Raw genomic sequence first — 13,560 nt, forward strand, 5'->3', positions numbered from 1 at the left:
CAAAGAGCGATTCCTCTTGCGCCGCCTCTTCAGCTTTCTCAAAGAGCGATTCCTCTTGCGCCGCCTCTTTTTCGGCCTTTTCAAAGAGTGATTCATCCTCTTTTTTCAAGTTCACTTTAGTTAAAGCTGTTATGTCTTGGCCATATAAGAAAAGATTAATTTCTCGATCTATTTCTTCAGCTGACTTTCCTCTCTTCTCTAATTCATCTATTTTTTTGTATGTCCATTCATTAGAATCAGCAATTTCTTTATCATTTCCATACGTTGCAACCTTGCCATTCGGTCTATAGCGATCTAAAGGCTTCGCTTTTATCATGCACCAAACATTTTTGGCTTTCCCCTCAAACTTATCTTGTGTTTGAACGGCTGCTTCCAAATCGGGCAACCCTTGTAAGTACTCCGCTCTGAATTTCCCTTGCATAATTCCCTCTAGAGCTTTAGCCGATGATTTACCTTGTCTACAAACAAAGAAATTACCACCTATTTCCGTAAGTGCATCTGCCAATTTTTGATCTAATTGCCCTGATATTTGTTGTGTAATAATCCAAAGACCCAGACCATACTTCCGATCCTCCGCTACGATTTTAGGAAGAATTGGAACTGGTACTTTATGAGCTTCATCGATGAATGTTAAATGCAATTTCGAACCAATCTGTCTTTTTTGTACAATACGATGGTATTGATTCATGATGTAACCAATTGTTAGCTTAATATCAGCATTTCCCATGCCTGACAAATCATAAAAAACAAGATGCCCTTCATCCATCCACTTTAAAATATCTAGAGAAAAGTCAGATTGTCCGTATATGCGTTTTAAATATGTGCTACTACGGAATATATCTAACCGATTTAATAAAGGCTGCATACTGTCTTCTAAGGCGGCTCCTATTTCATTTTTCCATAGGTTTCTATAATGCATTGATTCTGGACCTTCCAAACCATCCAAAACACGCTCTCGAAATAATTCATCTGTTCCAAACGCAATAATACTTAATGTAGAGTGTTTTTGACTCCCATCACATAAAAGCGTTCCAATAATCGCTTTTAGAATCCTTTCGGTTTGTGGGGCTGGATTTGGGACTAACGCTTGAATACTTTCGAAAATAGAATCAACTACCGTTTGTGTGTCTTCATCAGGATTACGATGTAACAAGTTAATTGCCGGTGGATGCTTTGTTTTCCGGAAACGAATGAAGTGAACCTTATCCCAATCTACTTTCGCACCTTCTAACTCTGCCTTTAATAATCGATTTAGCACTACAATCGCTAAATCCGGCGTAGGATCAAACAACGAAAATCCACTTGCTGTATTTGGGTTTTCAATCCAAAGATTTAAGGCGCTATCAAGTACATTTGCTGCTACAGTACTTTTACCAGCACCAGTACCTCCAGTAATACAGCCCATCTTTTTAAACTGTTCTTCCGTCATCTTTACTTCACGATCTTTTTCTAATGGATGAACTAGCGTTCCAATTGTTAAACCTGTAGAAAGAACACCTTCAGGAAGCATCTTCTCTCCGCTTTCTAAATACAAAATCTTATTCTCAAATTCATCTTCCTTATCACCTTTGATATTCGGAAGATGGAGCAAATTAACAAGTTCTGAACCTGTCCAAGTCATACGCCCGTAATAAGGAATTGGAATACGCCAAATAGACCGACGAAACGAACGGTAACGAAGTTCATTTACATCAGCCATCATACTAGCTATGATATTCCCCAAGCCTTTTAGCATTCTAACACCAGGATATATTTCAGTTGCTACAGAAACACAAACTTGAAACGCTGTTTCTTTCCCTAAAAATCGTTGCGTTAATACCTTTGCTTCCGTTTTCTGAAATACATCTAAATCTTTTTCTAATCTCTTTCGAGCCTTTAATTCAGCTTCTTCTTTTTTGATTCTTCTTGTTAATCGATAATCCCGATCTGGTGAAAAGGAAACATCAATCCAAGTCTTTTCTTCCATTCCACTTATAAGTTGTGGGAGTTTATCAGTTTTATATTGGGCTAATGATAAAGATTTTTTCGTCTTTAAATTCATTCTCCCGCCAACAGCACCACCAAACAATTTATTACGTGGAAACGGAATATCTTCTATATTTTGTTCTATGATCTCAGCGTTTTTATATACATTTCGAAACGCTTTAACTAAATAAGTCAAATTCTCTTCTGGTCCACCTAAATAAAATCGAACTTTTTGACTTTTTCCATCTATATCTTCCGGCTGATACATAAGTAATCTGTACCAATCGCGACCCTTCCACAACTGTTCTAGTGGTTTTCTTCCCTCACCATGCACTTGTCGAATCATATCTCCTAATTGATCTACCTTAGCATCATAGGACATATGAGGAATTACTAAAACGTATTTATAAGACTTCTTTTCGAGCCTATATAAAATAATACATCTAGTTATCCAAAATATAGCCCCGATAAATAGTAGGAGTAGACTAACATGTACAACCCTTTTCACAATTGGCACAATCTGAATTAATCGATTTAAAATTTCGTATCTTGTAATCCAAACAAATAATATACCGGATAGCAATAGGAAAAATCGCCAATGTTTTATTAACACCTTCAACATGGCTTTCTCCAATTCTTTTTCAAACTTATTTTTAGATGCCACTAAATCCACTTCCTTTGCATCAACTACGAAGAATTACTCTCTCCTTTTTAATGTTTTTCAAATCTTTTAAATGCTTTTTCTTGTTGCGTCTATGAAATGAATATCCTGATCTTTAAGATACTTAATATACTTTTCTCTTGCTTTCATATACTCTTCTTGATCTTCCAATCTTGTATGGCTGCCATTACAAAGAACGAAAAAAGAAGTTAAGTTCAGATGACTTACTAGGTTTTCACTTTGATCCTTTGGATTAAAAATTTCTTTCGCCATTTCATACGCTTGTGATACCTTATCTACTGAACTACACACTACATACAAACAATGTGAAATTACTGACTCCACATTCTCCTACCTCCTTGCAAATTCAAAATCCATTTATATTCCCTCTGGTTTTAATACAATCCTCATTTCTCACTCCCTCACTCCTTTACAGTTCTCACACACAAATTAGAGAGGGCAATAACAAGAATTCTTGTGGATTCCTTACAAGTCAACATAATTGAAAACGCATGATAAGAAGGATGATCTTTTTCTAAGTGATTTGTGATATGTTCCAAAAAACCTTCCTTTTCTTCGCTTTGCAAAACAAATTCTCTTACATCTGATAACCTAGCCTTTTCCTTATACTTATCTTTTACGTAAAGAATGGCTCCACTTAAAAATGATTGTGTTGTTCTTATCCATGTTAAGCCTGCGCCTTCATGAAGTACCTGTTTTGTCATTTTTCTAGCGAGTTCATACGCTTGTTTTTTAGTTTGAATACCAGCAATTTCATTAGAAACGATCATTAATTCCACCCCTTCATTGTTATGAAATTTTTACATAATAAAACTTACAACACCTATAACTACACCCCAAAAGGGAAGGGCAATGATTAAGCCATTTTTACATCCCTTCGCAAAAGCTAAAGGATCATCATCTTGATACACTTCTCCTGATAAACGTTTCATATTATCTCTCCTTGAAATCTGTTTCTACTCTCCATAAAAAACTACAAGTGACATAACCTATTAAATAAATCATCATAAATTTCATTAGAAGATCAATTATTATAGAGCTCACTTTTCGTTCACCTCTCCCATTGCCTGTAAAATACAAGCTATTAGTAAAAGTGGTATTAACATTAATAAAATCCCAATCTCTCGACATTTTGTAAACATCGAAATCCACCCCTATTAGAAAAGAACTATAAACAGCCCCTCCCTTATGTTTTCTTTCAAATTAACTAACTCCCCTTATACCTCCATTCTTTCAAGAAGATATCTATATAAAAAGGTGACAATATATCTCAAATGGAATTGAAATATTGTCACCCTTTATTGCTAGGTACTAGCAAGCGATATTGAAGTCTACTAAGAACTCCGATTTAATTTAAACCATCATTTACTTACTATTGAACATTTTCTAAACTGCGATCTTAACTCAAACGATATTTGCTCATTCTTTCCGTACACTTCAAGACCGCTTATTATCTAAAATAAACTTGTCCTACACCTGAACGAGTACTTTGTACTGATACATCAAAGGTACCTATACCTCTTTCAAGTAATTTAAACGAATTATATTTATACTTCCCTTTGATAGTGAAAGTAAGAGGTTGATTAAATTGTACTTTTCCTTGTGTATATTCCATCTTCCAATCTTTAGAATCCATATTGCTATCCTTTAATTTTTGATTTACTTTACTGATTACGTCAGGAGTAAAGCCCCCATCCCTCTCTGCTAAACTTACAGCATATTCACTAATTTCATTCGCCTTAACGTTAACTACTGTTTGCCCTGCAAATTCTACACCAAAGACAATAATGAACATTAACGACAAGAAAAAAACAACATATGTAACTGCTTGTTGCATGTATATGTTTCTCCTTTCTATAAATTAAGAGAAAAGGACGGATTAACCGCCCTTTCAACTAAAAACTTATTTTGACCATCCAGACGGTTCACTCTTAGCGCCGCCAGTAATTGAAGTAAAGTAATTAGATACATTAAAAGTACCTGACTTTAATGCTGGGTACATGATAACTAAAACTACAACTGCCATTCCAAGTCCAATGTAAGTCCATGAAACCTTATTTGATGTTTCATCTGAAGACTCATTTTTCAACCATTGTTTTGTACGAGTTAATAAAGCTGAACCCTTCCCCTTACTTGATCCTTTTAATTCTTTAATTTCTAATGTTTTCATAAATAAATTTCTCCTCTTCTTTTAATAGATTTATTTGATTAATTAAAACCTCAACTAACTATCTCTTGCTTTATCAACTAAGATATTGCAAGAAATATTGATTTGAAGAAAAGCTTGTCCAGAAGTGACTTATAATACATGAAAATCACCTCCTTTCTTTACGATTTAGTTAAAACATATGAACAAACTTTTCATAAATAGATGTAAAACTGAAACCTATAACAAATACAATAATGCACAAATATATAGAAATAAGGTATTTGAAGACCATACCTGGCCGCGATGCAACTAACGTTTCATAAGATTCAGCCCGTAGTCTTCTCATTAACTTAATTTGATTATTAATTATTTCTCTACTCTGACTTTCATCCATAACCATTGCTTGTTGTAAAGCAACCATAAATTGATACGCTGCTGGTATATCTACCTCACGCGCAAACTCTAGATATGGTTCAAAATTACCTGGTTCGAGTTCAATTTGTGCAATTAGATTTTCTACTAATGGCCTTAAATTATCTGAAGCATATTCTATTGATCTCTTAGTAGCTTCATAGGCTGTATATCTACCAATCATATAAGCCAAAGAAATCATATATTCCGGTAATTCAAGCTGCATTCTTAATTGTTTCGCTTTAACGTTACTATTAAGTTTAGATTCCTTCACATAAAATCCCATAACAGCAAATACCAAAGCTAAAGGGAAAATTACTATTTTTAAATCTGGAACATAAAATATTAAACTAGCTATAACTAAAAAATTTATAATTGAGAAGGTAAGTTTACTAATAATAAACTCCATTGGTGTAAGACTCGAATTAACTTTTTTTAGCTTTTTCTCTAATTCTTTTTCACGTTCTTGTGATATCCAATTCTTCTTTAATTTTAAAATTGGATACAACATTGTATACAAAATAGGTTGTCTTTTATTTGCTACATTACTTTTTTTTACAATGCTATAAATCTGAAACCTTTTACTTTTTTGTCTTTCCAGTACCAGGTTGTAAGCCACTAATACAAAGAGTAAGACTAAGATAAATAGTAAAATCAAAGGATATAGATTCACTCTATCACCTTCTTATTATTTTATTTTTGTGATATCTTCTGTAGGATCGTAGAAAGAATGTTTCTCTATTTTAAATGCACTAAATATGCATACTACAATTATTGCTAAAAGAATGAACCTTCCTTGTATTGTCCTTGCAAATACAACATAATCATCAGCATTGATCGCCAAGGCTGCAACAGGTAATGAAGCAAGCATTATAGCCGTTTGCTTAAATGTTCTCCTTTGCGGTTGCATACCTGATTTTAATTTTGCACGGTATATTTTTTTATCTTGAAATTCATGTGCAATATTTAAAAGTATGTCATCCGTATCTTTACCTGTTTTTGATATAAGGTCCAACATATCATGAAAGAGCTTAATATCTTTGTAATTATATTTTTGTACGAATGAATAAAAGGCATCTTTAATGCTTTTTCCATCTTCCGTGTATAGGATTAAACATCTTTCTACATCATCCTTTATAGGAGATTGTAGTAACGGTAAAACACTCTTAAAAGCCAATGTCATATTTTCATGTGTAGAAACTGCATTCGCTACAGCTTCTAGATAAACCATTAACTGATTTTCCACATATTCTTCGTATCTCTTACGCTTATAAAATCCAATGATTGGCGGAAGAGATACCCCTACTAACACCCCGAATATTGTTGTACTTAATGACATAAAAAAACCATACAATGCAACGGCTCCAACTAGGGTCCCTACAATTAGTATGATTTGATAATCCCGGAGGGATAAATTCCAATTAAAATCTTTACTTTCCCTCATAATATAGTTAGGACTGATCCATTTATACAATCCTTTTTTCTTTAAAAACTTCACTATCTTACCATCATCTTTTTCAGTCGTAACAAATAACTTACTTCTATTTTTTCTCTGAATTAAATTAATTACTAAATTAACTACAAAGAATAAAGAAACTGCCATTAAAAAATATGGAAGATAATTAAGAAAACCCAATTAACGTTCCCTCCCTTTTTCTACAGGGAGTTCCTTTGCAACCTCAAGTTCTTCTGTCTTGATCCCTCTAGATTTCATCCTTTTAATCATCTTTTCGCTCATTTTTCCTTCTCGTTGATGAAAACCATTTATTAAATACTTATCATCCTCTAGTTCCTTAAATTCGGTTACGTTAAATGTGTATAAAGGTGTATAAATTAGTTTTCCGTCTTCATACCCAATATACTCTACCAGCTCAACAAGTCTTCTTTTTCCATCTTCCATAAGTTCAAAATGCATACCAAAATCAAAGTTCTCTGCGATACTTTGCTGTAAGTATTCTTTAGATATATTAACAGCCTCTAGACATAGACTAGAATATCGTTCTACACTTTCAATAGCACTTGGGGAATGTAAACTTGTAGCAAGCCCATGACCCGTTTCAGCTGCCTTTTTTGCTCCCCATGCCTCTCTTCCACGTAGCTCATTAATGAATAAAATCTTTGGGTTTTGTCTGACAGCACTATTTAACAAATCATCAATGGTAATGGAATTGGATGCATCTTCTCTTTCTCTTGTTAGCCATGTTTTTACATTCCAATCTTTTGAATAAATATGTTTCAGATTCATTTCATCTATATCTTGCATAGCAATGAGTTTATCTGTTTTCTTCTTGTGTCCAATAAGATATTTCATAAATTCTGTTTTACCAGTACCAGTTTCTCCACTAATCAAAATTCTCGCTCGCGACTTCATCATGGCACCGAATAAAGGAATCATTTCAGCACATGCCAATCCATCACTTACAATATTTTGATCGTTAATCCTTAGTGTTTTACTAAATTTCCTAATGGCTAATGAAATACCATCCTTTGATATGTCAAAACCTACTACACTAATACGCATATTTGGAAAATCAGCGTCACACCTTGGCTTACTATGTGTCCATGTTTGTCCAGATGCATTTACAAACTTATTACAAAGAGCCATATATGCCTCTTTACTTTTAAATGTGACATCTGAAAGATAGTCTCCTTTTTCTAAATCCTTTATCCATATTTCATCCCAGTTATTACATATAATGTCCGTTACACTGTCTTGCTCTGAAAATGGCTCTAAAACATCCAGACCAGCTACAGCATCTACAATTCCTTTAGCAAGTTGCTCTAAAGTAAAGCCTTCTATATTAGGCTGCGTTGTAATAAATTGAGAAACTACATCCCTTAGCGCTTCCTTTTTCACTTCATCCCCAAAAGATTCTTGAATTAACTCTTTATGATCCTCTAGCAAGTATTTTTTTACTGTATCAATTAAGTCTTGTGGTATTTCCTTAGTAGAAGGTGTAGATGTATGACCACCAGATTTAATATTATAAATGTATTTTTCTACATCTACTTTTTCTGGAGTTGAGGATGTATAACCAAACTCTTCTAAAGAAATTGTGTTTTTCATATATCTCACCGCCTTTAGCTCATTTAATTTTATTTACTCACTAAAAATCGAAATCTATTTTGTTCATTTCTAATAAAGCAACCTATTTTTTTAGCGATTATTTTTGTATGCTCATCTATTGTTTCCGAACCAGGTATTAAAGAAAATTCCATTTCAGTTCTTTCCGGATCATAAGGAATACAAGTTGCCACATCAAAGTCTACTAACAATTTATAATCTTCCGCATCGATTTTGTTGCTACATAAATTAAATACATGTACCCACTCTTTATATTTGAAGTCGGCCTTATTAAATACGTTTGTTATGCTCTTGTATTTCGATACAACTATTGGATTGCCTGTTAAAATGCTTACGACATTATCACACTTACTTAAAATAGGTAATCCAAAAATACTTTCTATTTGATTAGGTAACTGAAGTAGTAAAAAGTCATAATCAAGCGCCTTTAGTTTACTAATAAAATTATTAATGAACTTCTCTACCTTCGTTTCTACACCTGTTTCAAAACGAGGAAATCCCCTTTCTTTGAAGTCCTTACTAAAGGTCAATACCTCCATATTATTTGGAAACCATGAAAACCTCTTACTATCCCCGACATCATCCTTTTTCAAAATATACTTCTGAATATCCATTCTGTTTTCTAGAATTGCCTTTTCCATAAACAATTCCATATTCTTTTCCGGATGAGATATTGCTGTTTTATGAGCAAAAGTAGCATTTAAATAATCTAATTCTATATAAAGCACCTTTGAATTAGAATTTGCTATTACCTTCGTTAGAGATTGGCCAATTGTTGTTGCACCTAATCCTCTTTGCGCACCATATATTCCAATAATTTTCCCCATTTTTAAAGACCCCTTCCTTACTTTATTTTATAAGACTGATCCTGAATCCACTTTGTAATCAAATCGTCATTCGTTCTTTCAACATTGGCATTATAAGATTCACCAGAAGCAACAGGAATAATTTCACCAATTAAGGCTCCCTTATTTAACAATTGATTTTCTTCATCTGAAACTGCGAAAGTATAAATTTTAGCAAGCGGACGATTCTTCGCCTCATTATTTAAATTGTCTTTGTATGATCCATCAACTTCTACACTCTTAGGATCAAATACATTTGTAGCATTACTATCTTTTACTGAAGTTACCCTAACATGTTTTGCAACACGCCCAAATATAGGCTTTTCAGTATGATCCGTTTCATTCTTCACCGTACCTTTAAAATACAGGTCTACATAAGAATCCGGGATAATGCTATTACCAGATGATGTTTCAATATCTACCAATAGCGGAAAAGCTACTTCATTTTTCTTCAAATTTAATATAGCTGCATCCGGCAATTCATCCTTTGGAACTACTTTGTCCTTGTACAATAAAGAGTTCTTTGAAACTCCAAATCCGTTTACTGTATACTTACCTTCTAAATCTTTTACATTTGTAATAGCATTAGGAGCAATTGCATCACCAGGAATGACCCTCTCTTGTAACATATCCTTTGTAATTTTTGTTCTTGGTGGAATATCAACTTTACTGTAATAAACCTTAGTAGGATTTATCGCACTATTAATTCTGTAATTTTCATATCCCGCAATTGTCGCTACTAAGCCTACAGCAATTAATACACTCACGGTTTTCTTAGGAAGCTTTTTCACCAATTTCTTCAACTCCTATTTCGTTACTTTTTTCGCTTCAAAAATCATATTTTCAAATTGTCTAACTGTCGTTTGATCATCCGGTTCTTTTAAATATTTCTTAATAGGAATAGCAAAAGTATTGTATGATTCGACTCCAATCATCGCTGGTTGAGAGTTAATGGCATAAATATTTAATCGTTTTTCACCATCATGGAAATTTGACTGATTAACATATTCTCTAATCAGGGTTTCTTTAACCACTTTCTCATTAATGGTTATTTCTTCATCAACTCTTAATTGACCCATATTAATTCCTTTTGACATGGCTGTAGCTGTTGCTTGATGTAAGCTATTATCTTCATTTGTATCCGCTGCAAACATAAAACCGGTACTTGCTGTAAACAACATAATTCCGATCAACACCAGCATTATTACAACAAATTTTGGTGGTTGCATTGATTTGTACACCTCACCAACATATTTTTTCGTATACAAAAAGCCTGTTCTAAAAGCTAATTCCACTTTCAAAACAGGCTTTCTTATTATTTAAAATTAAATCTCGTTAGGAAATCACTATTCAGATTAACATCTGAACCATGCGTCATGTTATATTCTTTAATTTGCTTATACATTTCTGGAGTAATTTTATAACTCTCCATATGATAACCTGTTGGTATATCTTTTGGATTTGGATATTTCCATGTATTCCACCAGTCCGATAAACTAGTTAACATATGTTCTTTGTTTTTCCAGTTCCACCCTACTTGCCCTGGGAATGGATTTTGTGGATTTACAGAGCGTTTAATAAAATCATCATTTCCTTTTTTATCACCAATCCCTGAACCTTCCACTTCAATTTTTCCCGTAAGACAAAGATTTAACTTATTAACACCCGCACCATAAGCCATTGCTTTAAATGAATACGTTCCATCTGCTTGTGTAAATTCGGTATACCACTTTCTCCCGCCATCTAAAATAGTTTCATTAGGATTGTATTTAGGATGCTTTTTATAGTTATCATTAAATACATTTCCTGAAAACTTTTCAACGTAAGTATGAGGTAATGACCAAACTTGATTGTATCCTCCTAGTGTTTCATCCATTGGTACTTTGTATCCATCTTCTGTTTTTGAATACTGTTGATGTTTAACCATTGTAGGAAGGAAAGACGTTGTACTCTTCACACCCGTAGCATTACTTGATGAATCTTCATTTGTGTAGGTTGTTTTCACTTCATAACTAAATCCATATCCTGCTCTTATTTTAGGCTTTGATATATTCACAATACTACCCGTTAAGCGTTCATATAATGTGTCCCTATCTCCTGCGTTATTAATTGTACGCACGACAGCTGTTACCGTAGCTGTAGAATTAGGCTGAGAACAAGTAGAGGTTTCATGTGAAGCAACATTAATTGGAGTATCCAATTTATTATTATTAAAGTTTGTTTTTAATACATCTTTACTATTATCATATTTTCGCGGCTTAGGATTGATCTCAGCCTCAATTTGTCCTGAACTTGGTACTTTCCAATCATAATATAAAACTTTAGATTGTCCTTCGGATAAGTTGACCTTCTGTTGTCCTACTATATTATCTTGGAACCTGAGGACAACATTTGGAGTGGTGTTTTTATATTCACTCTCCAATTTATCTAATCTATCCCTTTTATTCTTCTCTTTATTTAATTTTTTTGTTTCTGTACTAATAATCGTTAATATTCTATCAAGATTATATTCATACGATGAACAATCACGGGGAACACAATGTTGATTTCCTTCTTCATCTATTGTACAAATTCTATCATATCGACAAAATTTCAATTCTTCCCTCGCGTCTTCTTTTCTGTCCTCTAAATTATAAAGTTCTCGCTCTTTATCCTGGATTTTTCGATCTAATTCTTCTCGGTATTTTTTTCGTTCTTCTGAAAAATCAGCTCTTGAAACCTTAACCGGTGTTTTTACAGTACCACCAGATTCAACCGTTTCACCCTCAATACGATCTACTGAAAAATCCATTTTGTACTTAAATGTATCTTCATCACCTTCACCACCTGGAGTTGGTGGTTCCTCTTTGTCACAACCATTTCCCGAAATAGTAAAGGAAGTTTTCTTTTCCTTTGCTGGTCTTTGTACAGCGTCATAGACTTGTAATTTCGCTTCAAACTTCCCACAAGTCGTTGGCTGCCATCGTATAGGGCTACTTGATCCTTTCCCTCCAAAATATCCAGCATCGCCCTCTTCCGGCTTCTCTGAATCTTTCTTAGGATTAGAACGGATATATCCTTCTTTAGTATCAATTTCAGAACCATCTTTATATATTTTCAGAACCCATTTTACTCTATTTCGCTCCCCAGCCATTTCCGCATAAGGATTTATAGTTTCTGATCCTATATTATTATCTGTATATCCTTTATTTTTGGTTACATATTCAAAACCTTCAACATGAAAATCTACTGTATTACTTTTAGGACCGTCAGATGCTTGGAATTTTTTTATATCCGGAAAACTAGTACGTACAATAAAGATATTAAATTTGTTAATATCCTTTTGTAGCCCTGCACCCGCCATACCGCCTGAAAGATAAGCCATATCCCTAATCCAATAGAATTTACCATACGACTTAGGAAACGCAACACTAGTCACTTCATAAGGTAATATATACTTTAAAACAAAATCTGGATTCCCCCAATACTTTTGGGAAATCACTTGAGAGTTTACTCTTTCCACTTCTGTAATCATTCTATTACCTATAGTATTACCGCTTCCAATATATCCATCGTTTGCTATATTAACAAAAGGTTCACTATAATCAACAGACTGCACCAAGTTAGCTCTTTGGTTTCCCCAATCAAAACTACCATTGTAAAGAGCTGGGTAATGAAGATCAGCTGTATAATAAATATCAGCTGGTGCATTAGGCGGTAAAAATTTACCTGGCCTTAAATACTTTCCTGGCATTTGCAAATCCTTGTTAATTATCAAGGTTTCATTCTTCCCATCATAAAAAGGAATATCACTATTCCGTGCATATGCAAAGTTAGGAATAAATAACGAAATAATGAAAATACATAATAATAATTTTGATTTTATTTTCTTCATTATCTTCCTCCTTTTATATTTCGAGGAATATTTTTAATTTCTAATAAAAAAGCCGTTTTAGTAGGTTACTAAAACGGCTTTTTTCATTATTTTTTTGTGATTTGAATTGAAATCATTTTGTCTTTCATTGTTGGACTGATGTGAATTTTATAATTCCCTTTTTCAACATCCTTAATATTTTTTGGTGCTAAGGATATATCTTGAATTTCTTGATCTAAATTCACATTTGGATTTACAAGTGTAACAAAACCTTTAGCAAGCTCTACAGTAGCATTATTTGATGCCATGAAAGTAATTCCAAAATCATCTGCATTCATACCAGATAACATAAATTGCTCTTTTGAACCATCTACTAATTTTACAATTGCTCCTACTTCACTATACTTCAAGTTTGTTCCATACTTGCTATTTATATTTTTAACAATTTGTTGAGCGTTAGTAGATGCTGCTTTATTAATAGCTTCTGACCCATCATACCAAGCTTGTGTAAATGTAAAATCATTCGTTGCTAAACTTGTTTCTAACCATTCTGGAACGTTAACTGGTTTA

The 13,560-nt window shown here is 33.4% G+C and carries 13 protein-coding genes and 1 pseudogene; all 14 read right to left on the reverse strand.

Annotated features, from left to right (window positions below; all coding sequences use genetic code 11):
- Window positions 1-2,629, reverse strand: a 2,629-nt coding sequence (locus BLT20_RS29210) for a type IV secretory system conjugative DNA transfer family protein (RefSeq protein ID WP_083605822.1), incomplete at its 3' end; no start/stop codon positions are given.
- 66 nt (window positions 2,630-2,695) lie between these two features.
- Window positions 2,696-2,971, reverse strand: a complete 276-nt coding sequence (locus BLT20_RS29215) for a hypothetical protein (RefSeq protein ID WP_210370727.1) — start codon at window positions 2,969-2,971, stop codon at window positions 2,696-2,698.
- 77 nt (window positions 2,972-3,048) lie between these two features.
- The gene (locus BLT20_RS29220; protein ID WP_061685324.1) at window positions 3,049-3,417 is read right to left on the reverse strand and encodes a hypothetical protein; all 369 of its coding nucleotides are present in this window, start codon (window positions 3,415-3,417) and stop codon (window positions 3,049-3,051) included.
- A gap of 30 nt (window positions 3,418-3,447) precedes the next feature.
- Window positions 3,448-3,579: a hypothetical protein gene (locus tag BLT20_RS31225; protein WP_254906609.1), complete on the reverse strand. Its 132-nt coding sequence runs from the start codon at window positions 3,577-3,579 to the stop codon at window positions 3,448-3,450.
- Between the two features lie 518 nt (window positions 3,580-4,097).
- The gene (locus BLT20_RS29225) at window positions 4,098-4,484 is read right to left on the reverse strand and encodes a DUF4320 family protein (RefSeq protein WP_042595265.1); all 387 of its coding nucleotides are present in this window, start codon (window positions 4,482-4,484) and stop codon (window positions 4,098-4,100) included.
- Window positions 4,485-4,550: 66 nt separating this feature from the next.
- Entirely contained in the window at window positions 4,551-4,817 is a 267-nt protein-coding gene (locus BLT20_RS29230) for a hypothetical protein (RefSeq protein WP_000853492.1), read from the reverse strand.
- A gap of 169 nt (window positions 4,818-4,986) precedes the next feature.
- Window positions 4,987-5,880, reverse strand: a complete 894-nt coding sequence (locus BLT20_RS29235) for a hypothetical protein (RefSeq protein WP_061685323.1) — start codon at window positions 5,878-5,880, stop codon at window positions 4,987-4,989.
- Window positions 5,881-5,895: 15 nt separating this feature from the next.
- Entirely contained in the window at window positions 5,896-6,843 is a 948-nt protein-coding gene (locus BLT20_RS29240) for a type II secretion system F family protein (protein WP_080444358.1), read from the reverse strand.
- Entirely contained in the window at window positions 6,844-8,274 is a 1,431-nt protein-coding gene (locus BLT20_RS29245; RefSeq protein WP_061685322.1) for a TadA family conjugal transfer-associated ATPase, read from the reverse strand.
- 29 nt (window positions 8,275-8,303) lie between these two features.
- Window positions 8,304-9,119: an AAA family ATPase gene (locus BLT20_RS29250; RefSeq protein ID WP_061685321.1), complete on the reverse strand. Its 816-nt coding sequence runs from the start codon at window positions 9,117-9,119 to the stop codon at window positions 8,304-8,306.
- Between the two features lie 17 nt (window positions 9,120-9,136).
- Window positions 9,137-9,928, reverse strand: a complete 792-nt coding sequence (locus tag BLT20_RS29255) for a CpaB family protein (protein ID WP_061685340.1) — start codon at window positions 9,926-9,928, stop codon at window positions 9,137-9,139.
- A gap of 15 nt (window positions 9,929-9,943) precedes the next feature.
- A complete protein-coding gene (locus BLT20_RS29260; protein ID WP_080444361.1) occupies window positions 9,944-10,432 on the reverse strand; it encodes a DUF5411 family protein in 489 nt (162 codons plus the stop codon).
- A 20-nt stretch (window positions 10,433-10,452) separates the two neighbouring features.
- On the reverse strand, window positions 10,453-13,011 hold the full coding sequence (locus BLT20_RS29265; protein WP_061685320.1) for a hypothetical protein: 2,559 nt from the start codon (window positions 13,009-13,011) through the stop codon (window positions 10,453-10,455).
- A gap of 86 nt (window positions 13,012-13,097) precedes the next feature.
- Window positions 13,098-13,560, reverse strand: a pseudogene (locus BLT20_RS29270) (cell surface protein); the annotation flags it as partial.

Origin of the sequence: Bacillus sp. cl96 (assembly GCF_900100505.1) — a bacterium.
Lineage (GTDB): Bacteria > Bacillota > Bacilli > Bacillales > Bacillaceae_G > Bacillus_A > Bacillus_A cereus.